20 protein-coding genes are annotated in these 22,797 nt (G+C 68.8%); 11 read left to right on the top strand and 9 right to left on the bottom strand.

From position 1 onward, the window contains the following. Positions 1-63: 63 nt before the first annotated feature. The 4 genes from DMO17_RS00355 (at position 64) to cptA (ending at position 5,965) form a co-directional block, all read left to right on the top strand. Complete coding sequence (locus tag DMO17_RS00355) at positions 64-1,128, top strand: sensor histidine kinase (protein WP_110680333.1); 1,065 nt, start codon at positions 64-66, stop codon at positions 1,126-1,128. Then, on the top strand, positions 1,125-1,901 hold the full coding sequence (locus DMO17_RS00350; protein WP_110680756.1) for a LytR/AlgR family response regulator transcription factor: 777 nt from the start codon (positions 1,125-1,127) through the stop codon (positions 1,899-1,901). Before DMO17_RS00355 ends, DMO17_RS00350 begins: the two co-directional genes overlap by 4 nt. A 194-nt stretch (positions 1,902-2,095) precedes the next feature. Next, positions 2,096-4,156: a methyl-accepting chemotaxis protein gene (locus tag DMO17_RS20165; protein ID WP_110680332.1), complete on the top strand. Its 2,061-nt coding sequence runs from the start codon at positions 2,096-2,098 to the stop codon at positions 4,154-4,156. Positions 4,157-4,246: 90 nt separating this feature from the next. Continuing rightward, positions 4,247-5,965 (top strand): phosphoethanolamine transferase CptA, encoded by a 1,719-nt coding sequence (gene cptA, locus DMO17_RS00340; RefSeq protein ID WP_110680331.1) that lies wholly within the window; start codon positions 4,247-4,249, stop codon positions 5,963-5,965. 55 nt (positions 5,966-6,020) lie between these two features. Here cptA and dctM read toward each other — a convergent pair whose 3' ends face one another. From dctM to DMO17_RS00320, 4 genes are all read right to left on the bottom strand, one after another. Further along, positions 6,021-7,304, bottom strand: a complete 1,284-nt coding sequence (gene dctM / locus DMO17_RS00335) for a C4-dicarboxylate TRAP transporter large permease protein DctM (protein WP_110680330.1) — start codon at positions 7,302-7,304, stop codon at positions 6,021-6,023. Then, positions 7,301-7,933: a TRAP transporter small permease gene (locus DMO17_RS00330; protein ID WP_110680329.1), complete on the bottom strand. Its 633-nt coding sequence runs from the start codon at positions 7,931-7,933 to the stop codon at positions 7,301-7,303. The genes dctM and DMO17_RS00330 overlap by 4 nt, the downstream gene beginning before the upstream one ends. Positions 7,934-8,000: 67 nt before the next feature. Further along, positions 8,001-8,996: a C4-dicarboxylate TRAP substrate-binding protein DctP gene (dctP, locus tag DMO17_RS00325; RefSeq protein ID WP_110680328.1), complete on the bottom strand. Its 996-nt coding sequence runs from the start codon at positions 8,994-8,996 to the stop codon at positions 8,001-8,003. A 225-nt stretch (positions 8,997-9,221) separates the two neighbouring features. Then, on the bottom strand, positions 9,222-9,617 hold the full coding sequence (locus DMO17_RS00320; protein ID WP_110680327.1) for a YkgJ family cysteine cluster protein: 396 nt from the start codon (positions 9,615-9,617) through the stop codon (positions 9,222-9,224). Between the two features lie 411 nt (positions 9,618-10,028). Between DMO17_RS00320 and DMO17_RS00315 the strand changes: the two genes are divergently transcribed. After that, positions 10,029-10,406, top strand: a complete 378-nt coding sequence (locus tag DMO17_RS00315) for a hypothetical protein (protein ID WP_110680326.1) — start codon at positions 10,029-10,031, stop codon at positions 10,404-10,406. 8 nt (positions 10,407-10,414) lie between these two features. On the opposite strand, the gene DMO17_RS19650 is transcribed toward DMO17_RS00315, so the two are convergent. From DMO17_RS19650 to DMO17_RS00300, 4 genes are all read right to left on the bottom strand, one after another. Continuing rightward, positions 10,415-10,573, bottom strand: coding sequence for a hypothetical protein (locus tag DMO17_RS19650; RefSeq protein ID WP_181418705.1), 159 nt, complete (start codon positions 10,571-10,573; stop codon positions 10,415-10,417). Continuing rightward, positions 10,570-11,697 carry a PepSY-associated TM helix domain-containing protein gene (locus DMO17_RS00310; protein WP_110680325.1) on the bottom strand — a complete coding sequence of 376 codons (1,128 nt, stop codon included), beginning with the start codon at positions 11,695-11,697 and terminating at the stop codon, positions 10,570-10,572. The genes DMO17_RS19650 and DMO17_RS00310 overlap by 4 nt, the downstream gene beginning before the upstream one ends. A gap of 97 nt (positions 11,698-11,794) precedes the next feature. Further along, on the bottom strand, positions 11,795-12,487 hold the full coding sequence (locus tag DMO17_RS00305) for a 3'-5' exonuclease (protein ID WP_110680324.1): 693 nt from the start codon (positions 12,485-12,487) through the stop codon (positions 11,795-11,797). Beyond that, the gene (locus tag DMO17_RS00300; protein ID WP_110680323.1) at positions 12,484-14,403 is read right to left on the bottom strand and encodes a putative nucleotidyltransferase substrate binding domain-containing protein; all 1,920 of its coding nucleotides are present in this window, start codon (positions 14,401-14,403) and stop codon (positions 12,484-12,486) included. Before DMO17_RS00300 ends, DMO17_RS00305 begins: the two co-directional genes overlap by 4 nt. A gap of 115 nt (positions 14,404-14,518) precedes the next feature. Between DMO17_RS00300 and DMO17_RS00295 the strand changes: the two genes are divergently transcribed. The 4 genes from DMO17_RS00295 to DMO17_RS00280 all read left to right on the top strand — a co-directional run bounded on the left by DMO17_RS00295 (position 14,519) and on the right by DMO17_RS00280 (position 18,545). Continuing rightward, entirely contained in the window at positions 14,519-15,577 is a 1,059-nt protein-coding gene (locus tag DMO17_RS00295; protein WP_110680322.1) for an NAD(P)H-dependent flavin oxidoreductase, read from the top strand. Between the two features lie 52 nt (positions 15,578-15,629). Beyond that, entirely contained in the window at positions 15,630-17,309 is a 1,680-nt protein-coding gene (locus tag DMO17_RS00290) for an ABC transporter substrate-binding protein (RefSeq protein ID WP_110680321.1), read from the top strand. After that, on the top strand, positions 17,296-18,006 hold the full coding sequence (locus tag DMO17_RS00285) for a substrate-binding periplasmic protein (RefSeq protein WP_110680320.1): 711 nt from the start codon (positions 17,296-17,298) through the stop codon (positions 18,004-18,006). The genes DMO17_RS00290 and DMO17_RS00285 overlap by 14 nt, the downstream gene beginning before the upstream one ends. A gap of 71 nt (positions 18,007-18,077) precedes the next feature. Then, the gene (locus DMO17_RS00280) at positions 18,078-18,545 is read left to right on the top strand and encodes an OsmC family protein (RefSeq protein WP_110680319.1); all 468 of its coding nucleotides are present in this window, start codon (positions 18,078-18,080) and stop codon (positions 18,543-18,545) included. Between the two features lie 58 nt (positions 18,546-18,603). Here DMO17_RS00280 and DMO17_RS00275 read toward each other — a convergent pair whose 3' ends face one another. After that, positions 18,604-19,518 carry a LysR family transcriptional regulator gene (locus DMO17_RS00275; RefSeq protein WP_110680318.1) on the bottom strand — a complete coding sequence of 305 codons (915 nt, stop codon included), beginning with the start codon at positions 19,516-19,518 and terminating at the stop codon, positions 18,604-18,606. A 99-nt stretch (positions 19,519-19,617) separates the two neighbouring features. Here DMO17_RS00275 and DMO17_RS00270 point away from each other — a divergent pair, with 99 nt between their 5' ends. Together DMO17_RS00270 and DMO17_RS00265 are read left to right on the top strand one after the other, a co-directional pair. Next, a complete protein-coding gene (locus DMO17_RS00270) occupies positions 19,618-21,408 on the top strand; it encodes an alkyl/aryl-sulfatase (protein WP_110680317.1) in 1,791 nt (596 codons plus the stop codon). Between the two features lie 77 nt (positions 21,409-21,485). Continuing rightward, positions 21,486-22,790, top strand: coding sequence for a diguanylate cyclase domain-containing protein (locus DMO17_RS00265; protein ID WP_110680316.1), 1,305 nt, complete (start codon positions 21,486-21,488; stop codon positions 22,788-22,790). Positions 22,791-22,797: the final 7 nt, after the last annotated feature.

Below are 22,797 nucleotides of genomic sequence, written 5' to 3'. Positions count from 1 at the left end.
TGGCGGTTTTTCATCGACCGGCGGCTCGGCGACACAGGCTCTGCGGATGGGCACGGAGGCAGCATGAGGGAAACGAAAGGATTCGACGGGCTGGTGCGGGCGACCCTGCAGCTCAGTCTCATCTACTGGACGTGCATGTTCGTCGCCGACAGCATTCTGGGTTACTTCATCAATATCGATCCGTTGCAGTCGGCGCCGCTGAAGTTCGTGCTGTTCGGCGCCGGTGCGCTGATGACCTTCGGCATGTCGCTGCTGCTGTTTCGCCTGAGGGGGCTCGAATTCCCCAGCAAGGCCATTCTCAGCTTCCTGATGACGGCGGCGCTGGCGCCCCTGTTCGTCGCCATCGACTTCCTCAACTACCTGATCTGCGAGTACCCCGAGCCGGTCAGCTTCGATCCGGTGTACTCCGGCTACATGCTGATCGAGGGCGCCTCGATGCTGTTCGGCTGGTCCTGCCTGTTCATCGCCCTGCTCTACTGTTTCGAGGTTCGCGATCGCGAGCGGCGCCTGGCGGCCGTGCGCGAGGAGGCCCTGGCGGCGCAGATGCAGGCGCTGCGCTACCAGGTCAATCCGCACTTCCTGTTCAACACGCTCAACTCGATTGCCGGTCTGATCGAGGAGGGCGCCGCCAGCCGCGCCGAGCGCATGCTGATGTCGCTTTCCAATTTCATGCGGACCACCCTGTCGCTCGATCCCATGCACGATGTCCCGCTGGGCGACGAGCTGGGCTTGCAGGAGGAGTACCTGGCGATCGAGCGCGAGCGCTTCTCCGACCGCATGAGCTTTCGCGTCGAGCTGGCCGAGGAGGCGCGCGATGCCCTGGTGCCCAGCCTGATCCTGCAGCCGCTGATCGAGAACGCGATCAAGCACGGCGTGGGTGTGGCGACCGGTCCGGTGGATATCACGCTGCGGGCCGCGCGCGAGGGTGAAAGGCTGCACATCAGCGTGGAGAACAGCATGGCCGCAGAGGCGGCGCCGGCGGTGCGCCGGCCGGGCATGGGGGTCGGTTTGCGCAACGTGGCGGAGCGCCTGCGCCTGCGCTTCCAGGACAATGGCCGGTTCTCTTCCGGCCCGGTGGGCGCGGATCGCTACCGCGCGGTCATCGATCTGCCGTGGCGCTGCGCATGAGCGCCCTGAGCATTCTCGTCGCCGACGACGAGCCGCTGGCCCGGCGCCGGCTGATCCGCCTGCTGCGCAAGCTCGACTGGGTCGGGCGCATCGACGAGGCCGCGGATGTCGGCGAGACCCTGCGCCTGGCCAGGGACAGCGCCCCGGACATCCTGCTGCTCGATATCCAGATGCCGGGTGGCAGCGGTTTCGATGTGCTGCAGCAGCTCGCCGGCGAATTGCCGGCGCTCGTCTTCGTCACGGCCTTCGACCACCATGCCCTGCGCGCCTTCGAGGTCAACGCCGTCGACTACCTGACCAAGCCCCTCGATGCCGAGCGTTTCGCCCTGGCCATGGCGCGCGCCCGTACGGCCGCGCTTTCGCGTGGTCAGGCGGATCGTCTCGCCGAGCTGCAGGAGGTGATCGCCTCGCTCAAGCAGGCCCTGGGTGCCCAGGCTCGACCGCCAGGGGAGTTCTGGGTCAAGGTGCGTGGCGAACACCGGCGTATCCTGCAGGACGACATCATCCGCCTGCAGGCCGAGCGCGACTATGTGCGCATCCACCTGGCCGACGCCAACTACCTGTTCCACGAGACCCTGACCGCGCTGGAGCAGCGTCTGGCCCCGGATGCGTTCATCCGCATCCACCGCAGCACCATAGTGCGCCGCGGTGCCGTCGTGCGCCTCCGCCCCGCGCCCTTCGCCGCCTGGGTCGCCGTGCTGGCCGACGGCACCGAGTGCCGCGTGGGACGGACCTACAGCGCCGCCCTGCGGGCCCTGCTCGGCCGGCAGTGAGCGCCGCAGAGGGGGCCGGCCCGGTGCCGGTGACGCCTTTTCGCACCCCGATGGCGCATTGCCTTCTATCGTTTAGCTCATGAAGTCGGTGAGTCTTCCGATATGTAACGAACAGTCTCGAAGTGGCGAAGTGCATGGCTCGGCAATTGCTAGTCCAGGTGCTCCGCAGTTTCGTCCGATTCAGGAGTTCGACGATGAATGCGTTGTTGCTGCCCGGTGTTAATGCACTCGAGAGGTTCAGTTTCGCCCGCAAGTTCCAGCTGCTGGCGCTGTTGTTCATCCTGCCGCTGGCCTACGCCGCCTGGTCGATCGGGGATAACTACCTGAGCAAGCTGCGGGTGGTCGACGACGAGCACTCCGGAGTGCTGCAGCTGCAGGCGCTGGACCGGGTCGAGCTGGTGCTGGTGCGTCAGCGCAACCTGACCGCGCGCTGGAAGGCCACCGAACGCAATCGCGAGGCCACGGCCGAGACCCAGGCGGCCATCGCCCGCCTGCAGCAGAGCGAGGCGGAGCTGGACCAGGCCCTGGACCAGTTGCGCCAGACGCTCGCCGAGGAGGGCGCCGGCGAGCAGGTGCTGGCCAGCCTGCAGGCCCTGCAGGCGCAGCGTGACGGCCTGCGCGCCCAGGCCCTGGGCAGCATCGGCTGGTGGCCGGACGCCTACGAGCGCTTCACCCGCGCCCTGCAGCAGCTCAATACCCTGCGCGAGCAGGTGGCGACCGAGAGCGGGCTGATCCTCGATCCCTGGCTGGAGACCTACCTGCTGATGCAGGTCGGCACCCAGGGCGCGCCGCGCCTGCAGCAGCAGCTCGGGGTGCTGGCCAGCGTCGGCCAGGGCGCCGTGGCGGCCGGCCAGTTCAGCCTGCAGAGCCGCCTGCAGCTGCGCGAGATCCGCGCCGCCACCGGCGAGTCGCGGCAGCAGCTGGGCAAGCTCGGCGAACGCCTGCAGGGCGAGCTGCCGAAGTCGCTGGCGGCCTGGAACCAGGTCTATGCCCAGAGCCTGGCCGGGCTGGACGACTGGCTCGCCGAGCTGGACCAGAAGATGTACGGCGACGGCGGCATCCAGCTCGACGTGGCCGGCTTCGAGCAGGGCATGGACAGCGCCCAGGGGCATGTCGAGGCGCTGCAGCGCGCCACCCTGGAGGCGCTCGACGCGCGCCTCGGCCAGTACCGCGACAAGGCCCTGCGCGCGCTGATCATCACCCTCGGCGCCTTCGGCGTGCTGGTGCTGCTGGCGCTCTACGCCCTGGTCTGCCTGCAGGCCTCGATCCGCGGCAGCAGCTGGCGCATCACCTCGCTGGCGCAGTCGCTGCGCGATGGCGACCTGCGCCGCCATGTCACCGTGCACGGCCGGGACGAGCTGGCGCTGATCGGCGCCGCGCTGAACGATGCGGTGGCCCAGCTGCGCGGCTCGCTGCAGGGGGTCAACCGCGAGAGCGCCGAGCTGGACGACACCGTGCAGGTGCTCGGCGCCGAGGCGCGCCGTGCCCTCGGCGCGGTGGAGCAGCAACAGCTGCAGGTCAGCCAGATCGCCGCCGCCGCCACGCAGATGGCGGCCACCGCGCAGAGCGTGGCGGAGAACTGCGAGATGGCGGCGCAGGACGCCAGCCAGACCCGGCATATCGCCGAGCAGAGCAACCAGCGCAGCCAGCAGACCACCGCCAGCATGCGCCAGCTCACCGCGCGCCTGGGCGACACCGCCGCCGCGCTGGCCGAGCTGCGCGAGCAGGCCCAGCAGATCGACCGGGTGGTGGACGTGATCAAGGGCATCGCCGAGCAGACCAACCTGCTGGCGCTGAATGCCGCCATCGAGGCCGCGCGGGCCGGCGAGCAGGGCCGCGGCTTCGCCGTGGTGGCCGACGAGGTGCGCTCGCTGTCGCAGCGCACCCAGGACTCCACCCGCGAGATCAGCGCCACGGTCGAGGCCCTGCAGCGCGTGGTGCTGCAGTCGGTGGAACTGATGCAGAGCGCCTGCAGCCAGGCCGAGGTGGACGCCGGCGCGGTCACCGAGCTGGGCGACCACCTGGGCGAGATCGCCGGCGCCGTGCAGCGGGTCAGCGACATGCTGACCCAGATCGCCGCCGCCGTGGAGCAGCAGGCCGCCACCGCCGAGGAGGTCAGCGGCAATATCCAGCAGGTCGATCAGGCCGCCGCCGCCCTGCTGGAGGGCGCGCAGACCGTCCATGGCGTGGCCGACCGCCTCAGCGCCGGCAGCCGCAGCCTGGCGCAGAACACCGCGCATTTCCAGCTGGAGTAGCGCGTCTTAAGGAAGCCTTCAGCATCGCCTGGGCACCATCGGCGGATGGGCCGGAATTCCTCCGGCCACCGATTCGACGGGGTGTGGTGCATGGCGACGACGGCGCAGGGCAGGCGCGGTGGCGGTTTCGACTGGGCCGGGCTGGGCTGGATGTTCCTGTTCTTCTGGTACTTCTCCGGGGTGACCCAGCTGCTGATCCAGCTGACCGGCACCGCCGGCTTCGCCGGGTTCCGCCAGGCCTTCCTGCTCAGCGCTTTGTGGCTGATGCCGCTGCTGCTGTTCCCGGCGCGGGCGCGGCTGCTGGCGGCGCTGCTCGGCGTGCCGCTGTGGCTGTGCTCGCTGGCCGGCTTCGGCTACTTCCTGATCTACGGCCAGGAGTTCTCGCAGAGCGTCATCTTCATCCTCTTCGAGTCCAACGTCAGCGAGGGCAGCGAGTACCTGGCGCAGTACTTCGCCTGGTGGATGCTGCCGGCCTTCCTCGCCTACGGCCTGGGGGCCTGGCTGCTGTGGCGCAGGGTCCGTCCCGTGTACCTGCCGCGCCCGCTGGCGGCGCTGGCCGCGGCCTTCTTCCTGTTCGTCTCGCTCGGCTATCCGGCGCTGCGCCAGTTCAGCAAGCACGACGATGCAGCGGTGGCGCTGGAAAACTTCGAGGAGCGCATCGAGCCGGCCACGCCCTGGCAGCTGGTGGTCGGCTACCGCCAGTACCGCGCCCAGCTGGCCAACATGCAGGCGCTGCTGGAAGGGCGCGAGCGCATCGCGCCGCTGACCGACCTGCGCGACGCCCACGCCGGCCAGCCGGCGACCCTGGTGCTGGTGATCGGCGAGTCGACCAACCGCCAGCGCATGAGCCTGTACGGCTATGGCCGCCAGACCACCCCGGAGCTGGACCAGCTGCGGGACCAGTTGCAGGTGTTCACCGGCGCGGTCACCCCGCGGCCCTACACCATCGAGGCGCTGCAGCAGGTGCTGACCTTCGCCGACCAGCAGAACCCGGACGCCTACCTGAGCACGCCGTCACTGGTCAGCGTGATGAAGCAGGCCGGCTACAAGACCTACTGGATCACCAACCAGCAGACCATCACCAAGCGCAACACCATGCTCACCACCTTCTCCAGGCAGGCGGACGAGCAGTTCTACCTGAACAACAACCGCGAGCAGAACGCCCGCCAGTACGACGGCGACGTGCTCGAACCCTTTGCCAGGGTGCTGGCCGACCCGGCACCGCGCAAGTTCATCGTGGTCCACCTGCTCGGCACCCACATGAGCTACCAGTACCGCTACCCGCCGGAGTTCGCGCGCTTCACCGACCGCACGGGCGTGCCGGCGCACGTCACCGCGCACCAGCTGCCGACCTACAACGCCTACGACAACGCGGTGCTGTACAACGACTTCGTGGTCTCCAGCCTGATCAAGCGCTTCGCCGCCAGCGACCCCAATGGCTTCCTGCTGTACCTGGCCGACCACGGCGAGGCGGTGTTCGATGCGCCCAGGCCGCAGGTGCTGGGGCGCAACGAGGCGGCGCCGACCGGGCCGATGTACACCATCCCCTTCCTCCTGTGGACGGCGCCGAAGTGGCCGGCGCGCGACTTCGGCCCGGCCCTGGCGCGGCCGTTCAGCAGCTCCGGCCTGGTGCACACCTGGGCGGACCTGGCCGGCCTCGACTTCGCCGAGCATGACCGCAGTCGTAGCCTGGTCAGCGCCGAGTTCAAGGCGCGCCCGCTGCTGGTCGGCGACCCGCGCCAGCCGCAGAACCTGATCGACTTCAGCCTGATCCGGCCGCAGGCGCCACACGACATGGCGCAGAACTGAGGGCAGAAAAAGCCCGGCACGGGGCCGGGCTCAGGGTTGCGGGAGGCGCTTCGACCTAGCTCATGCCGATCCAGTTGGGCAGGGCCAGGGAGATCCAGGGCACGTAGGTGACCAGCAGCAGGAAGGCCAGCAGGATCATCAGCCAGGGCATGGCCGCGCGGATGGTGGCGGTCAGCGGCATGCCGGTCACCGCCGAGGTGACGAACAGGTTGAGCCCCACCGGTGGCGTGACCAGGCCGATCTCCAGGTTGACCACCATGATGATGCCCAGGTGGATCGGGTCGATGCCCAGTTCCATGGCGATGGGGAAGAGGATCGGCGCCAGGATCAGGATGATCGCCGAGGGCTCCATGAAGGCGCCGGCGATCAGCAGCACGATGTTCACCACCAGCAGGAAGGTGATCGGCGTCAGGCCGGCGTCCAGCACCCAGGCGGTGATCTGCTGCGGCAGCTGCTCGGTGGTCAGCACGTGGGCGAACAGCATGGCGTTGGCGATGATGAACATCAGCATGATGGAGAGCTTGGCCGACTCCACCAGTACCCGCGGCACTTCATGGACCTTCATGTCCTTGTACACGAACAGGGCGATGAAGGCCGAGTAGATCGCCGCCACGGCGGCCGCCTCGGTGGGGGTGAACATGCCGGAGTAGATACCGCCGAGGATGATCACCATCAGCAGCAGGCCCCAGATGGCCTTGCGTGCGGCGCCCAGCCACTCGCGGAAGGTCGCCCGCGGCAGCGCCGGCAGGTTCTTCTTCACCGCGACTATGTAGATCGCCACCATCAGCACCACGCCGAGCATGATCCCCGGCACCACGCCGGCCATGAACAGCTTGCCCACCGAGGTCTCGGTGGCGGCGGCGTACACCACCATGACGATCGACGGCGGGATCAGGATGCCCAGGGTACCGGCGTTGCACACGATGCCGGCGCCGAACGCCTGGGGATAGCCGGAGCGCACCATGCCGGCGATGGCGATGGAGCCGACCGCCGCCACCGTGGCCGGCGAGGAGCCGGACAGCGCGGCGAACAGCATGCAGGCCAGCACCGCGGCGATCGCCAGGCCGCCACGGATGTGGCCGACGCAGGCGTTGGCGAAGTCGATCAGGCGGCGCGCCACGCCGCCGGTGGTCATGAAGGCGCCGGCCAGGAGGAAGAACGGAATGGCCAGCAGGGTGTAGTGCTCGCTGGTCTCGAACAGCTTGATCGCCAGCGAGCGCACCGAGTCGGGGCTGAACAGGATGATGGTCAGCGAGCCGGCCAGGCCGAGGGAGATGGCGATCGGCACGCCGATGAACATCAGCAGGAACAGCAGCAGGAAGAGGAACAGGACGGTCATGGCTTGTGTTCCTCGTGTTCGGTCAGCTTGATCGCCTCGGCCGCCTCGTCGGCCAGGCCCAGGCCGGTCTGCCGGCCGCGCAGGATGCGCACCAGGATCTCGGCGAAACGGATGAATACCAGGGCGAAGCCGAGCGGCACGATCAGGCCGATGTGCCACTGCATGATGCCGTAGTGGCCCAGGTCCTCGGCGCCGATGGCGGCCTTGAACAGGGTCTGGATCCACTCGAAGCTGGCCACGCTGAGCAGCCCGGCATAGCCCAGGCAGCACAGGCAGGCGATCACCCCGATGACCCGCTGGATATGCCTGGGCGCCAGCTTGACCAGGGCGTCCACGCCAATATGGCCGGCGGTGCGCACGCCATAGGACAGGCCGAAGAAGATCAGCCAGGCGAACAGCGCCTTGGTCAGCGCGTTGCTCCAGGTCATGGCCTGGGCCGCGGCGAGAATGCCGTCGCCGATGGCGAACAGCGTGTCGCTGGCCGCCGGCCAGCGGTCGGCCAGGTTGTAGAACAGGGTGTAGAGGTTGTTGAGGATGACGTAGACGAAGGTCACCAGCGTCATGGCCCCCAGCAGGAAGGCAATGAAGCCTTCCTCGAAGTGGTCCCAGACGCGCCGCAGGGCGTTCATGGATGGCATCTCCCGATGGCGGAGTCGACGGGGCGCCGCCGCCGTGCGGGCAGCGGCGCGGTGCGGATCAAGGAGCTTGGTTGGCGGCCTGCGCGGCCTTGATCAGGTCGGCGCCGATCTCGCCTTCGAACTTCTGCCACACCGGCTGCATGGCCTCGCGCCAGGCGTTGCGCTGCTCCGGGGTGAGCTCGATGATCTCGGTGGTCTTGGCCTCGAGGATGCGCTGCTTGTCGCCCTGGTTGAGGGCGTCGGCCTGCTTGTTCACCTCGACGGTGACCTCGGCCATGATCTTGCTCAGCTCGCCGCGCACGTCCTCCGGCAGGCCGTCCCAGAACTGGGTGTTGGTGATCACCATGTAGTCCAGCAGGCCATGGTTGGACTCGGTGATGTACTTCTGCACCTCATGCATCTTCTGGCTGTAGATGTTCGAGTAGGGGTTCTCGGCGCCGTTCACCACGCCGGTCTGCAGGCCCTGGTAGACCTCGGCGAAGCTCATCTTGCGCGGATTGGCGCGCACCGCCTTGAACTGCTCCTCGAGCACGGCGGAGGCCTGCACGCGGAACTTCTGGCCGCGGGCGTCCTTCGGCTCGCGCAGCGGCTTGTTGGCCGACAGCTGCTTGAGGCCGTTGTGCCAGTAGGCCAGGCCGGTGATGCCCTTGGACTCCATGGAGGTCAGCAGCTGCTGGCCTTCGGCGCTCTGCTGGAAGCGGTCCACCGCGGCCATGTCGTCGAACAGGAAGGGCAGGTCGAACACCTGCAGCTGCTTGGTGTACTGCTCGAACTTGGCCAGCGACGGGGCGATCATCTGCACGTCGCCGAGCAGCAGCGCCTCCATTTCCTTGCCGTCGCCGAACAGCGAGGAGTTCGGGTAGACCTCGACCTTGACCTTGCCGGCCAGGCGTTCCTCGGCGAGCTGCTTGAACAGCAGGGCGCCCTGGCCTTTCGGCGTGCTGTCGGCGACCACGTGGGAGAACTTGATGATGATCGGGTCGGCGGCCTGGGCCAGGCCGGCGATGCCGAAGGACAGGGCGCAGGCGAGCGCCATGGCAGTCTGCTTGAACATGCGGAGTGATCCTTTGTTGTGATTGTTAGGGCGAAGAGCGGCTCGTCCAGATCCTCTATCACTCTAGTCGGAGCCGGACGCTGCGCTGTCGGGGTAGGGCATTAGCAACCCGGATGCCAGCCGTCGCCTCGGCTGCAGGGCCCGATTTTCGGGCCTCCGGGAGAAATGCGTGGCGAGATTTCGCCAGGTGTGGGGTTTTGCCTGGCGGAATTCCGCCAGCGGGCCTTACTGCTTGGGCCGCCAGGCACAGTAGCCCGGGCGCGGGCCGATGCGCGGATGGTTGCGGCAGGTGTCCGGGCGCTTGTCGTAGATGGTGCACAGGCGCGTCTTGCGGTCCAGGTACATGCAGTCGCCGTTGCTCATGCGGGTCAGGGTGAAGATGCCGGACTTCTGGTTGAAGCGCTCGATCAGCCCTTCCTTCTGCAGGCGCTTGGCAATGTTCTTCGGCGGCTCGCCGCGCTCGAACTCGTCGACCACGCCAATGCGGATCAGGTCGACGATGCGCACCTCCACCGGCAGGGTGCAGCAGGTGGAATGGCAGCTGGTGCACATGTCCTTGTTGTACTTGCTCCAGGTTTCCAGGCGGTCGATTTCGGCGGCGGCGATCAGTTGCGGTTTCATCTTCGGGCTCGGTTGCGCGGGGCGCAGGAATCAGGCGCGCGATGATAGCCGCCAGGCCGTCTTTGTGAACCCTTTCCCGCTCGGTGGCCGTGTAAGCATTGGCTTACAGGGTGTGCTGACGATCGCTGCTATCAACCTGCTATCGGCCAGATTAAATTGCCGTTCAAGGACTTAGCGCAGGAAGCGCACCGCCAACAACAGGGACATGAGGGATTGTTCGCCAGGACGGCGCACCGATCACGGATGTCAGGACCAGTCTGCAGAACCTCGCGCAAGCGGGGTTTTCTTTTTTCCGGCCCCGCCATTTTCGCCTAGCGCATGGCCAGCCGAGCGATGGTTGACCCAGATCAGCGCCCTGGCTGGAGGCTGGCCTAGAGTGAAAGCTCTTCCAGCCTTGCAGAGGGCAATGCGATGAACACCAAGACTCTTCTCCCTGGCCTGCTGGCGCTGAGCCTGGCAGGCGTTGCCTGGGCCGCCACGGATGCCGGCAGCGAACAGCAGTGGCAGCAGCACATGAGCCAGATGCGCGAGCTGCATCAGAGCTGGATGGCCGGCAAGTCGCCGGAGGAACGGCACAAGCTGATGCTGGAACACCGCCAGGCCATGGGCGGCGGCATGCAGATGATGGGCGGCTGCCCGCTGCATGGCGGCATGCAGATGGGCATGGGCAAGGGCGCCGGCATGATGATGCCGCTGGACACGCCGGAGCAGGTGGATCAGCACATCCAGCACATGGAGCAGATGCTCGAACAGCTGAAGGCTCACCGCGAGATGCTGAGCAAGCCCTGAGCGGTGCGTTAGCGCCGCAGCAGCGGCCAGCTGCCGAGCACGGCCGGCAGGCCCAGGCCGAGCCAGGCCAGGGCGTCCCAGCCGCCGTCGCCGAGCAGGGCAGCGAACAGGCCGGCGGCGCCGAGCACGGCCAGCAGCACGGGGATGGCGAAGGTCGACTGCCTCATGCCGCCACCTCGTCGCGCAGCGCCTGGCGTGGTGCACGGCGGCGCACCCACCAGAGGTACAGGCCGCTGCCGAGGACGATGATGGTCAGCCCATCCAGCAGCGCCCAGAGGATCTGCATCGGCCGGCCGCCGTAGTCGCCGAAGTGCAGCGGCTGCGACATGGCCAGGGCGTCCATGTACCAGGGGCGGTCGCCGACGGCGGTGACGGCCAGGCTGCGCGCATCGATCAGCACCGGGGTCCACAGGTGCGAGGTCAGGTGCGTGCTGCCGACCATGAACACCGCGTAGTGGTGCGCGCTGGAGAAGCGCGTGCCGGGGAAGGCGATGAAGTCCGGACGCATGCCCGGCACGGCCTCTCCGGCAATCCGTAGCAGCTCGTCGGCCGGCGCTCGCTCGGTGAGCGGCGGGGCGTCGCGGTAGGGCTCGACCATGGTCGCCAGGGTGTCGTTGCGCCAGGCTTCGATCAGCAGGTCGGCGCAGGCGCTGATCACCCCGGTGACGCCCACGGTCAGCGCCCAGGTCAGGGTGACGATGCCGATCAGGTTGTGCAGGTCGAGCCAGCGCAGGCGGGTGGACTTGTCCCGGCGCACCTCGGCGAACTTCAGCTTGCGCATGAAGGGCGCGTAGAGCACCACGCCGGAGACCATCGCCACCACGAAGAGGATGCCCATGAAGGCCAGCAGCAGCTTGCCCGGCAGGCCGGCGAACAGATCCACGTGCAGGCGCAGCATCAGCATCATGAAGCCACCGTTGGCCGCCGGCATCTCGACTGCTTCACCCGTGCGGGCGTCGAGCATGAAGGTGTGCGAGGAATTCGGCTCGGTGCCGGCCGTGGCGGCCATGATGGTCACCACGCCGTTGGGCTCGTCCTCTTCCCAGCCCAGGTACTGCACCACTTCGCCGGGGCGGTGGCGCTCGGCGGCCTCGACCAGCTGCTGCAGCGACAGGCGCGGGCTGTCCGCCGGCAGCTCGCGCAGCTGCGGCGCCTCGCCCAGCAGGTGCTCGATCTCGTGGTGGAAGATCAGTGGCAGGCCGGTCAGTGCCAGCAGCAGGAGGAACAGGGTGCAGATCAGGCTGGTCCAGGTGTGCACGAAGGACCAGCGACGCAGGGTGGTGGAGCGCATGGGCGGATGGATTTCGGCTGCAGGAAGCCGGCATTCTAGTGACGATGAGGTCAGGATGGAATCAAGAATTATTTACCAATGATATCGATGCGCTCTATCAAAGCGAGGGCGCCAGCTGTCGGCGCCGGCGTGCCAGGCACTGGCGCTGCAGCTCGGCCAGGCTGTCCAGGCCCTGACGGCGGGCCTTGCTGAACAGGATCAGGGCCAGTTCGGCGGTGGCCAGGGCATCGGCACTGGCGTGGTGGCGCTCGCTGGCCTGGAGCTGGAACAGGGCCAGCCAGTCGTCCAGCCCGGCGCGCTGGCGCGGGCCTTGCGGGCAGAGCAGCGGGGCCAGCTCGGCGACATCGACGAAGGGGTGCTGCAGGCGATAGCCCAGGCTCTCGCGCAGGGCGCGCTGCAGCATGTGCTGGTCGAAGGCGGCATGGAAAGCCAGCAGCGGGCTGTCGCCGACGAAGGCCATGAACTCCAGCAGCGCCTCGGCCGGATCGCGCCCGGCGGCGATGGCGCTGGGCGCGATGCCGTGGATCAGGGTGCTGGCGCTGGCCTGGTGGCCGGGACGGTGCAGGGTGCATTCGAATTGCTGGCGCAGGTCGATGGCGCCGTCCTCGATCACCACCGCGCCGATGGCCAGCAGCTGGTCGCGCTGCAGGTTGAGGCCGCTGGTTTCCAGGTCCACCACCACCAGGCGCTGCTGCGCCAGCGGGCGGTCGTCCAGCGGGCGCGGCGCCGACAGCTGGGCGCAGCGCGGGTCGCAGGCGGGACGCAGCCAGTCGAGCAGCTTCTTCTTCATAGCTGGTACCTCAGCGCCAGGCTGGCCTGCAGGCGCTGGGCCTGGCGGAAGGATTCGCGCAGGATGCGTCGGTCCAGCTGGTTGAGGCTGTCCGGATCGAGGCGGTTGGAGAAGGGCAGGCCCTGGCTGGCCTGCTGCTGGTGCAGCTGCAGGCGGGTCTGCTGGATGAAGTGGTAGGCCTCTTCGAAGGCGGCGCCGTCCTGCGCGTCGATCACGCCCAGGCGCACCAGCTCGGCGAAGCGGCGCAGGGTGTTGCTGTCGCCGATGCCATGGGCCAGGGCCAGCAGGCGGGCGCCGTCGACGAAGGGGGTGAGACCCTCCACCTTGAGGTCGAGGGTGTCCTTCTCGGCGCCCTTGCGTGCCACCACGAAGTCGCGGAAGCGTCCCAGCGGCGGGCGGTGCTGCAGGGCGTTGGCCGCCAGCAGGTGCTGGAAGATGCTGTTGCCTTCGATGTCGGCGAACAGCTGCTCGCGCAGCTGCGCGCAGCCGTCCTCGGCGCCCCAGGCCACGCGCAGGTCGAAGTAGATGCTCGAGCCCAGCAGGTTCTCCGGGGTGGCTTCGCGGACGAAGCCGGCGAAGCGCCGCGCCCATTCGCGCTGCGACAGGCACAGCGCCGGGTTGCCGGCCATTATCTGGCCGGGGCAGAGGCTGAAGCCGCACTCTGCCAGCAGCTGGTTGATCCGCCGCGCGCGCGGCAGCAGCAGCTGGCGGATGCGTTCGGCCTCCGCGGGGCTGTCGGCGTCGAACAGGATGCCGTTGTCCTGGTCGGTGTGCAGGGTCTGCTCGCGGCGCCCCTCGCTGCCGAAGCACAGCCAGCTGAAGGGCACGCCGGGGTCGCCCAGCTCCTCCAGCACCAGCTCGATCACCCGGCACACGGTATGGTCGTTGAGCAGGGTGATCAGCTGGGTGATCTGCGTGGAGCTGGCGCCGTGGGCCAGCATGCGCTCGACCAGCAGGCGGATGTCGCTGCGCAGCGCCACCAGGGTCTCGATGCGCCCGGCATGGCGGATGGTGCGCGCCAGGTGCACCAGGTCGACGCGCTGCAGGGAGAACAGGTCGCGCTCGGAAACCACGCCGACCAGGCGCTCGTGCTCGACCAGGCAGACGTGGGCGATGTGCCGCTCGGTCATCGCCAGGGCGGCGTCGAAGGCGCTGGCGCTGGGCGGCAGGTGGAAGGGGCGCTGGGTCATCAGCGCGGCGATCGGCTGCTCCAGCGACTCGCCGGCGGCCACCACGCGGCGCAGGTCGCGCAGGGTGAAGATGCCCAGCGGGCGCTGCGCCGCATCGACTATGACGATGCTGCCGACATGCTGCTCGTGCATGCGTCTGACCGCCTCGCGCAGCGCCAGGTCGGCGGCGCAGGCCACCGGCTGCTGCATGGCCAGCTCGTGCAGCGGGGTGTCCAGCGAGTACTGCGCGCCGAGGTTCTCCGCCGCGCGCAGCTGCACCTGCTGGTTGACCTGGTCGAGCAGGCTGGACACGCCACGCAGGGCGAAGTCGCGAAATGGCGCGGACTGGGCGAACAGGCGGACGAAGGCGTCCTTGGGCAGCAGCAGGCAGAAGGTGTCCTCGCCGGCCAGGTGCTCGGTACGGGTGGCGCGTTCGCCGAGCAGGGCGGCCAGGGGGAAGCACTCGCCGCTGGCGATCTCGAAGGTGGTCTCGCTGCCGCGCTTGGCCGAGTGCGGGCGCTCACCCACCACCAGGCCCTGCTTGACGATGAAGAAGTGCTGCACCGGGCCGTCGCCGGGCTTGAGGATGCTCTCGCCGGCGGCGTAGAAACGCAGCTGGCAATGCTCCACCAGGAACGCCAGGTGAGCGCTCTCCATCTGGTTGAACGGCGGGTGCTTGCGCAGGAACTCCATGGTGCCATGGATGTTCTGCAGCACGGCCGTCTTGCCCGCGGCGGTGGTCGACATGGGTGGGGTTCCGCTGCTCGAGTTCTTCCATCTTAGCCACGTACCTGCCACGGGCCATTGGACCTAGGTCGCAGGCCGTCGATAATGGCGCGCACCCTTGGCTCAGGAGTCCCGCATGTCCGCCGCCCTCTGCTCTCTGCTAGGCATCCGCCATCCCATCATCCAGGCGCCCATGGTCGGGGTCTCCACCCCGGCGCTGGCCGCCGCGGTATCCGCGGCCGGCGGCCTCGGCTCGCTGGGCCTGGGCGCCAGCAGCCCGGCGCAGGCCCGCGAGCTGATCGCGCAGACCCGCGCGCTGACCAGCCTGCCGGTCAACTACAACCTGTTCTGCCATGCCCCGGCGCAGGCCGACGCGGCGCGCGAGGCGGCCTGGTGCGAACGCCTGCGCCCGCTGTTCGCCGAGTTCGGCGCAGCGCCGCCGGCGACGCTGCGCGAGATCTACCCGAGCTTCCTGGCCGACCCGGGCATGCTCGAGCTGTTGCTGGAGCAGCGCCCGGCGGTGCTCAGCTTCCACTTCGGCCTGCCGCCGCAGGCCTGGATCGAGCGCCTCAAGGACGCCGGCATCCGCCTGCTGGCCTGTGTCACCACGGTGGCCGAGGCGAAACTGGCCGAGGCGGCCGGGGTCGACGCGCTGGTGGCCCAGGGCATCGAGGCCGGCGGCCATCGCGGCGTGTTCGATCCGCAGCAGGGCGATGCCGGCCTCGGCACCCTGGCGCTGGTCCGCCTGCTGGTGCGGCAGAGCCGCCTGCCGGTGATCGCCGCCGGCGGCATCATGGACGGCGCCGGCATCCGCGCCGCCCTGGCCCTGGGCGCGGCCGGCGTGCAGCTGGGTACCGCCTTCGTGCTGTGCCCGGAATCCGCCGCCAACGCCGCCTACCGCGCTGCATTGAAGGGTGAACGGGCGGCCCGTACCGAGATCACCGCCAATATCTCCGGGCGCCCGGCGCGCGGCCTGCCCAACCGCCTGTATGGCGACCTCGGCGCGGCCCTGCCGGACTATCCGATCGCCTACGACGCGGCCAAGGCCCTGCATGCCGCGGCCAGCACCCAGGGCTGCCACGACTTCGCCGCGCACTGGGCCGGCCAGGGCGCGCCGCTGGCCCGCGAGCTGCCGGCGGCCGAGCTGTTGGCGGCGTTGGTGGCGGAAGCCGGCGATTTTTCCGCGCCGCGCTAGGCCGATCTGCCGGCGCCGCCTAGACTCTGCAGACAACAATAAGGAGTCCTTGATGCGCGCTGCGATTTTGCTCGGCCTGTTGCTGAGCGCGGCCACGCACGCTGCCGATCCGCTGCAGGAGGCGATGGCCGAGCTGCAGCCCAGTTCCCTGAGCCTCACCGAGCAACGCGCCGAGCTGGCCTGGTTCGCCGCGGCCGGGCAGCCGTTCGCCGGCGTGCAGGTGCGGGTGATCGCCGAGCGCATCCCCACCCACTGGTACGAGGCCACGGTGCTGGCGCCGCTGTTCAGCCGCCTCACCGGCATCCGCGTGATCCACGAGATCAGCGGCGAGGACGACGTGGTCAACAAGCTGCGCACCCAGCAGCAGACCGGCCTGCCGCTGTACGACGCCTACGTCAGCGACAGCGACCTGCTCGGCCAGCATTTCCGCGACGACCAGGTGCTGGTGCTGTCCGACTTCATGGCCGGCGAGGGCGCCGGTGTGACCTCGCCGACCCTGCAGCTGGACGACTTCATCGGCCTGCCCTTCGTCACCGCTCCCGACGGCAAGCTCTACCAGCTGCCCGACCAGCAGTTCGCCAACCTCTACTGGTACCGCCAGGACTGGTTCGCCCGCCCCGAGCTGCGCCAGGCCTTCCGCCAGCGCTACGGCTACGAGCTGGACGTGCCGCAGAACTGGACGGCCTACGAGGACATCGCCGCCTTCTTCACCGAGCAGGTCGGCGCGATCGACGGCCAGCGCGTCTACGGCCACATGGACTACGGCGGCTTCGACCCCTCGCTGGGCTGGCGCCTGTCCGACGCCTGGCTGGGCATGGCCGGGGTGGCCGACCCGGGGTTGCCCAACGGCCTGCCGGTGGACGACTGGGGCATCCGCGTCGAAGGCTGTCGCCCGGCCGGCGCCAGCGTCGCCCGTGGTGGTGCGCTGGACAGCCCGGCGGCGGTCTACGCCGTGCAGCAGTACGTCGACTGGCTGCAGCGCTACGCCCCGCCGGAGGCGCAGCGGATGAGCTTCAACCAGGCCGGCAACGTCGCCGCCCAGGGCCAGGTGGCCCAGCAGATCTTCTGGTACACCGCCTTCACCGCCGACTACACCAAGCCGGGCAGCCCGGTGGTGGACGCCGAGGGCCGGCCGAAGTGGCGGGTCGCCCCGTCGCCACGCGGCGCTTACTGGCAGGACGGCATGAAGTCCGGCTACCAGGATGTCGGCGCCTGGACCCTGCTCAAGGCCACGCCGCTGCGCCAGCGCCAGGCCGCCTGGCTGTACGCGCAGTTCGTCACCTCGCGCAGCGTGTCGCTGCGCAAGACCCTGGTCGGGCTGACGCCGATCCGCCGCTCCGACCTCGATTCGCCTGCCCTGCTGGCCGCGGCGCCGCGCCTGGGCGGGCTGGTGGAGTTCTACCGCAGCCCGGCGGCGCGCCGCTGGACCCCCACCGGCGCCAACGTGCCGGACTACAGCGGCATGGCCAGCCTGTGGTGGCGCCAGCTGCACCCGGCGGTGGCCGGGCGCCTCAGCGCCAGCCAGGCCCTGGGCAACCTGGCGGCGGAATTCGACCGCCACCTGGAGCAGGTCGGCCGGCGCCAGCGCCACCCCTGCGCGCCGCAGCTCAATCCGTCGCGCGGCGCCCAGCACTGGCTGGCACAGCCGGGCGCGCCCTGGCCGCAGCTGGACAACGAGCGGCCGCCGGGGCGCACCCTGCCGTACCGGGAGGCGCTGCATGCGTGGGATTAGCCTGCTGTGGCTGGCCCTGCTCGGCATGCCGGTGGCGGCCGCCGAGCTGCAGTTGTTCGCCTGGGAGCGCGCGCCGCTGATGCAGCAGCGCCAGGATGGCGGCGCCAGCGGGTTGGTGGCCGAGTTGACCGACGAGCTGTTCCGCCGCGCCGGCATCGCCTACCGCCTCGATTTCCTGCCGTTGCAGCGGGCCCTGTTGCGGGTCCAGCAGCAGGAACGCAGCTGCGTGCTATTGGTGGAGCGCCAGCAGGAGCGTGAACCGCGCTATGTCTGGGTCGGCCCGCTGCTGGTGTCGCGCCTGGGGCTGTATGCCAAGGCCGACGATGACCTGCGCCTGAGCAGCCTGGAACAGGCCCGCGGCCTGCGCATCCTCAGCCACCAGGGCTCGGGTGCCGGCGAGTACCTGGAAGGGGTCGGCCTGCAGGTGATCTATTCGAACAAGGAGTCGCTCAACCTGAGCATGCTGCAGCGCAGCCGCGCGCGCCTGTGGGCGACCAGCGCGGCGGTGGTCGCCGCCGTCGAGGGCGGTCCGGCGCCGCGCGAGGTGCTGCCCTTCCTCACCCTGATGGAGGACATCGCCTGCCATCCCGAGGTGGACGCCGCGCAGCTGCAGCGCCTGCGCGAGGCGCTGTTGCAGATGTACCGCGACGGTTGGGTGCAGGGGCTGTACCAGCGGCATGGCCTGACCCTGGAGTGATTGGCAGGGGCAGCCATTCGGCTGCGCCCTTGGGTATGCTGGTCGGCCATGCCCATGAGAGGAGGTTCGTGATGGCGTGCTATACCGCCGAAATTCTCTGGTCGCGCGATGGCCAGGACTTTCTCGACAACCAGTACAGCCGGGGTCACCTGTGGCGTTTCGATGGCGGCGTGACGGTACCTGGCTCATCCTCGCCGCACGTGGTGCCCCTGCCGCAGTCACGCGAGGACGCGGTGGATCCGGAAGAGGCTTTCGTCGCCGCGCTGTCCAGCTGCCACATGCTGTGGTTCCTGTCCCTGGCGGCGCGTGATGGCTGGCGGGTGGACAGCTACCACGACCTGGCCGAGGGGCGCATGGGGCGCAACCCAGAGGGGCGGATGGCGATGACCCGTGTCACCCTGCGCCCGGCGGTGAGTTTCGCCGGTGCCGCGCCGGGCCGCGAGCAGCTGGATGCCCTGCACCACGAGGCGCATGAGGAGTGCTTCATCGCCAACTCGGTCCGGACCGAGGTGCTCTGCGAGCCGGTTTACCCGGACTGAGCTCGCCCGGCCGGGACGGGCAGCCGCCTGTGCAGCGGCGGCCGATGCAGTCGTGTTTTCAGCCAGAGGGCGTCATGGCTGCATCGAGCCGCGGATCGAGCAGCAGCTGGCGGAAGCGCTCCGCGCCCGGCGACAGGCTGTGGCCGGCGCGGCTGACGATGCCGTAGGCCGAATGCGCGGTCAGCCGCTCGCCGGGCAGCTGCAGCACGGCCAGGCGGCCGGCGGCCACGTCGGCGGCCACCACGTCCCAGGGCGCCATGCTCAGTACGCTGCTGTGCGCGACCAGCTCCTTGAGCACCATGAAGTTGTCGCACTCGATGCTCAGCGGCTGTTCGCGGCCGCTCATCCGGCGCAGCTCCGCGGCCACCTGGGCCGGCAGCTGGGTGCCGGCCAGCGGGTAGTCGAGCAGGTCTTCCACCCGCAGCGGCTGGCGCCGCAGCAGCGGGTGGTCAGGGTTGCAGAACAGCACGCCGGGGTGACTGGCTAGTGGCTCGATGCGCAGGCGCGCATCGCCTTCGAGCTCGCGGCTGTCGGCGACGAAGATCTCGATCTGGTCATCCAGCAGGCGCTGGTGCAGTTGCTGCCAGTTGTCGATCAGCAGTTGCAGGCGCACCCCCGGATGGCGCTCGGCGAACACGCCCAGAGCCCTGGGCACCAGGCGCGCGGCGGGGTAGGGGCCGGCCCCCAGGCGCAGCTCGCCGCTGGCCAGGTTGCCCAGCTGGCCCACCGCATTGCTCAGCGCCTGGCTGCCGGCCAGCAGGCGACGGGCATGCTCCAGCACCAGCCGGCCGTGGGCGGTGAGGCTGATGCCGCGGCTGTGACGGTCGACCAGCACGCAGCCGAGGCTGGCTTCCAGTGCCTGGATGCTGCGGCTCAGCGCCGGCTGGCTGAGGTGCACGGCTTCGGCGGCGCGGGCGAAGTGACCGTGCTCGGCGAGGGCGACGAAGTGGCGGAGCTGGCGTAGATCGTTCATGCGTGCAATGCATTTAAGTGTTGATTGGAATGCATTGGAATTATTAGCAGGGCTCGGCCAGTCTGCACAGCATGACAATAACTGCAATGAGCCGTGCCCATGACCCTGTTCCCCTGCCGACTCGGCGGCCTGCTGCTGGCCGCCGCCCTGCCGTTTTCCGCCCTGGCGCAACTGCCCGACGAGCGCATCGAGCCGAGCATCCACCCGGAGCTGAAGCAGCACACCGCGCACTTCACCCAGAAACTGTACAAGGTGGCCGACAACGTCTGGTCGGCGGTCGGCTGGCAGCTCGGCAACGTGGTGGCGATCGACGCACCCGAGGGGCTGATCATCGTCGACACCGGCGAGTCGGTCAGCGAGTCGCGCAAGATCATGGACGAGCTGCGCAAGGTCAGCAGCAAGCCGGTCAAGGCGGTGGTCTACACCCACTTCCACCCGGATCACATCAACGGTGTGCAGGCCTTCGTCAGCCCCGAGCAGGTGGCCAGCGGCGAGGTGCAGATCTACGCCCACGAGAGCCTGCTGGCCAACGTGGTGGCGCAGGGCGCGCTGGTCGGGCCGATTCTCGGCGTGCGCTCGGCCTACAGTTTCGGCACCTTCCTCGAGCCCGCCGACAATCGCGACATGAACGCCGGCATAGGGCCGCTGGCCAAGGCCGAGCCGTCCACCTTCATCGCCCCGACCATCACCTTCAAGGAGCGTCTGGACACCCGCATCGCCGGGCTGCCGGTGCAATTGCTCCACGCGCTCAGCGAGGCGCCGGACGAGATTGTCCTGTACCTGCCGGACAACCGCGTGCTGATCAGTGCCGAGGTCGACCAGGGGCCGACCCTGCCGAACATCCACACCCTGCGCGGCACCAAGTTCCGCGACCCGGTGCTGTGGGTGGCCAGCCTCGACCTGCTGCGCTCGCTGCAGGCCGAGCACATGGTGCCGCTGCACGGCCGCCCGGTGAGCGGCGCGGCGCAGGTGGAGGAAGTGCTGCGCATGACCCGCGACGGCATCGCCTACATCCACGACCAGACGGTGCGCTGGATGAACAAGGGCCTGACCCCGGACGAGCTGGTGGAGAAGGTTAAGCTGCCGCCGCACCTGGCCGGCTATACGCCCTACCTGCGCGAGTACTACGGCACCGTCAAGCACAGCGTGCGGCAGATCTACAACGGCTACCTGGGCTGGTTCCAGGGCGACCCGGTGGACCTCGACCCGCTCCCGCCGCGCGAAAAAGCGCAGCGCCTGATCACCCTGATGGGGGGCCGCGAGAAGGTGCTGCTGGCGGCCGGCGAGGCCTACCTCAAGGGCGACTACCAGTGGGCCGCCGAACTGGCCGGTTATGCCATCCGCATCGATCGCGAGGATGAGCTGGCGCGCGACATCAAGGCGCGCAGCCTGCGCAAGCTGGGCTACGCCAGCATGAACATCAACTGGCGCAACTGGTACCTGAGCAGCGCCATGGAGCTGGAGGGGCGCTTCGATGGCGACGACGTGCGCGAGCAGGCCCAGGTATTGCGCGGGGTGCTGCTGTCGCCGGAGATGGCGAGGAACTTCACCCCGCAGATCTTCCTCAACAACTGGATCACTCGCGTCGATCCGGACAAGGCCGGCGAGGTGCAGCTGACCCTCGGCTTCGACTTCCCCGACATCGGCGAGCAGTGGGCGCTGGAGGTGCGCCGCGGCGTGGCCCAGCTGCACCGCGGCATTCCCGCGGGAACCACGCTCAGGCTGAGCATGGACAAGGTGTTCATGGAGCGCCTGCTGACCGGCGACAGCGGCCTGCTCAAGGGCGTGCTGCTGGGGGATGTCGAGGTCGAGGGTAGTCTGCTGGATCTGAAGACCTTTCTTGCCTGCTTCGACTTTGCCGATGAACCCTTCGGGCTGACCCTGCGCTGACCGGGCTACGATCAGGCATGGGCGCGTGCTAAGTTGTCCGTCAGTGACAGCGTGCTCCCATGCCACCGTAGTAGGCCATGAACAATCACATCCCGACCTTTCCCGCCGATGCACTCGATCTGCTCCTGGACGCGGTCTGCATGGTCGATGGCAGGGGCCGCTTCGTTTTCGTCAGCGCGGCCTGCGAGCGCATCTTCGGCTATCGGCCGGAAGAAATGATCGGCAGGCGCATGCTCGACTTCGTCGCACCCGCCGATATCGAGCGCACCCTGGCCACGGCAAAGGCGGTGATGGCGGGGCAGGCGCAGGCGCATTTCGAGAATCGCTACGTGCACAAGGATGGTCGCCTGGTCGACATCATGTGGTCGGCGCGCTGGTCGGAAGCCGATCAGCTGCGCATCGGCGTGGCCCGCGACATCAGTGCACGCAAGCAGGCGGAAGCCTTGCAGGCCGCCATCTACCGTGTTTCCGAGGCGGCGCACACGGCCCGGGACCTGCCGGCACTGTTCTGCCAGATTCACCAGATCGTCGACCAGCTGCTGCCTGCGACAGAGTTTTGTGTGGCCCTGTACGACCCCCATGGCGACCGGCTGGAGTTCCCTTACCATGTCGACAGTCGAGCCAGCCCAGCTGCTGCTCTGAGCCCGCCGGTGGAGCTTTGTCGCGAGCTGCTCAGCACCGGCCAGCCCGTATTGCTGGCAACCGAGGCCGGGCAGAGCTGGTTGGGCGCGCCCTTGCTCGCTGAAGCCGGGGTGATCGGTGCCCTGGTGTTGCGCAGCCCCTGTGGCCAGGCTCGCTACAGTGAGAGCAGTCGAGAACTGTTGCGTTTCGTCTCGACCCAGGTGGCGACGGCGATCGAGCGCAAACGTCTGTATGAGCGTCTGCAGCGCATGGCACGCCACGACGAGCTGACCGGGCTGCTCAATCGCGCATTCCTGCATGACCGCATCGAGAGCGCGCTGGCCCGCGCCCGACGCAGTGGCGGCAGGTTCAGCCTGGTGTTCCTCGATCTGGACAAGTTCAAGCAGGTCAATGACAACTACGGTCATACCGTCGGCGACCGCCTGCTGCAGGAGGTTGCTCGCCGCCTGCTGCAGTGCGTGCGCGAGGCCGACTCGGTGGCCCGCATCGGCGGCGATGAGTTCGTGCTGCTGCTGGAGGATGTCGAACATCTGGCAAGTGTCGAGCGGGTCACCGCCAAGCTGCGCCAGGAGCTGGGGCGCGGACTGTGCATCGACGGCCACCCGCTGCGCATCATCCCCAGCATCGGCCTGGCGCACTACCCCGAAGATGGTGATCGGCTGGAAACCCTGCTCAAGCATGCCGATGCCGCGATGTATCGCGAGAAACGTGCCGGACAGGCGTTCGAGCTTGGCGAGTGATCGGGCC

The sequence above is a fragment of the Aquipseudomonas alcaligenes genome, assembly GCF_003205495.1.
Taxonomy (GTDB): domain Bacteria; phylum Pseudomonadota; class Gammaproteobacteria; order Pseudomonadales; family Pseudomonadaceae; genus Aquipseudomonas; species Aquipseudomonas alcaligenes_B.
This window is presented reverse-complemented; position numbering and strand designations above follow the sequence as displayed.

What these genes read in the sequence shown, in the direction of transcription:
- DMO17_RS00355 (WP_110680333.1), top strand. Translation starts at nt 64, where the DNA reads ATGAGGGAAACGAAAGGATTCGACGGGCTGGTGCGGGCGACCCTGCAG.
- DMO17_RS00350 (WP_110680756.1), top strand. Translation starts at nt 1,125, where the DNA reads ATGAGCGCCCTGAGCATTCTCGTCGCCGACGACGAGCCGCTGGCCCGG.
- DMO17_RS20165 (WP_110680332.1), top strand. Translation starts at nt 2,096, where the DNA reads ATGAATGCGTTGTTGCTGCCCGGTGTTAATGCACTCGAGAGGTTCAGT.
- cptA (WP_110680331.1), top strand. Translation starts at nt 4,247, where the DNA reads ATGGCGACGACGGCGCAGGGCAGGCGCGGTGGCGGTTTCGACTGGGCC.
- dctM (WP_110680330.1), bottom strand. Translation starts at nt 7,304, where the DNA reads ATGACCGTCCTGTTCCTCTTCCTGCTGCTGTTCCTGCTGATGTTCATC.
- DMO17_RS00330 (WP_110680329.1), bottom strand. Translation starts at nt 7,933, where the DNA reads ATGAACGCCCTGCGGCGCGTCTGGGACCACTTCGAGGAAGGCTTCATT.
- dctP (WP_110680328.1), bottom strand. Translation starts at nt 8,996, where the DNA reads ATGTTCAAGCAGACTGCCATGGCGCTCGCCTGCGCCCTGTCCTTCGGC.
- DMO17_RS00320 (WP_110680327.1), bottom strand. Translation starts at nt 9,617, where the DNA reads ATGAAACCGCAACTGATCGCCGCCGCCGAAATCGACCGCCTGGAAACC.
- DMO17_RS00315 (WP_110680326.1), top strand. Translation starts at nt 10,029, where the DNA reads ATGAACACCAAGACTCTTCTCCCTGGCCTGCTGGCGCTGAGCCTGGCA.
- DMO17_RS19650 (WP_181418705.1), bottom strand. Translation starts at nt 10,573, where the DNA reads ATGAGGCAGTCGACCTTCGCCATCCCCGTGCTGCTGGCCGTGCTCGGC.
- DMO17_RS00310 (WP_110680325.1), bottom strand. Translation starts at nt 11,697, where the DNA reads ATGCGCTCCACCACCCTGCGTCGCTGGTCCTTCGTGCACACCTGGACC.
- DMO17_RS00305 (WP_110680324.1), bottom strand. Translation starts at nt 12,487, where the DNA reads ATGAAGAAGAAGCTGCTCGACTGGCTGCGTCCCGCCTGCGACCCGCGC.
- DMO17_RS00300 (WP_110680323.1), bottom strand. Translation starts at nt 14,403, where the DNA reads ATGTCGACCACCGCCGCGGGCAAGACGGCCGTGCTGCAGAACATCCAT.
- DMO17_RS00295 (WP_110680322.1), top strand. Translation starts at nt 14,519, where the DNA reads ATGTCCGCCGCCCTCTGCTCTCTGCTAGGCATCCGCCATCCCATCATC.
- DMO17_RS00290 (WP_110680321.1), top strand. Translation starts at nt 15,630, where the DNA reads ATGCGCGCTGCGATTTTGCTCGGCCTGTTGCTGAGCGCGGCCACGCAC.
- DMO17_RS00285 (WP_110680320.1), top strand. Translation starts at nt 17,296, where the DNA reads ATGCGTGGGATTAGCCTGCTGTGGCTGGCCCTGCTCGGCATGCCGGTG.
- DMO17_RS00280 (WP_110680319.1), top strand. Translation starts at nt 18,078, where the DNA reads ATGGCGTGCTATACCGCCGAAATTCTCTGGTCGCGCGATGGCCAGGAC.
- DMO17_RS00275 (WP_110680318.1), bottom strand. Translation starts at nt 19,518, where the DNA reads ATGAACGATCTACGCCAGCTCCGCCACTTCGTCGCCCTCGCCGAGCAC.
- DMO17_RS00270 (WP_110680317.1), top strand. Translation starts at nt 19,618, where the DNA reads ATGACCCTGTTCCCCTGCCGACTCGGCGGCCTGCTGCTGGCCGCCGCC.
- DMO17_RS00265 (WP_110680316.1), top strand. Translation starts at nt 21,486, where the DNA reads ATGAACAATCACATCCCGACCTTTCCCGCCGATGCACTCGATCTGCTC.